Below are 283 nucleotides of genomic sequence, written 5' to 3' on the forward strand. Positions count from 1 at the left end.
TGTTGTCGTTCACTTCGCTGCTTCCTTCAGGGTGATGGGTTGGGGTGGGGTGGCTTCACGCAGCTCCAGGTTGCCCTGGCGGGGGTGATTGCGCGACAGGTCATGGTCTTCGGTCAGCCAGAAGAAGTCCTCGCCGCGCTCGGGGTTCGGCAACTTAAGGGTGACGCTCTCGCCGATCACGATCTTGTCGACATCGGCGCCGCGGCCGGCGGGCTTCACCTTCAGCTTCAGGATCAGCTCGCCGCCCTTGCCGGTTTCTTTCACTTTTTCGAGGAGGGTGGCC

At 62.5% G+C, this 283-nt stretch carries 1 pseudogene; it reads right to left on the reverse strand.

Annotated elements, in window-relative coordinates:
* Positions 1–9: 9 nt before the first annotated feature.
* Positions 10–283 (reverse strand): annotated as a pseudogene (locus KVT32_RS29830) (hypothetical protein); the annotation flags it as partial.

Origin of the sequence: Achromobacter sp. GbtcB20 (assembly GCF_019091095.1) — a bacterium.
Taxonomy (GTDB): Bacteria; Pseudomonadota; Gammaproteobacteria; order Burkholderiales; family Burkholderiaceae_B; genus Achromobacter; species Achromobacter mucicolens.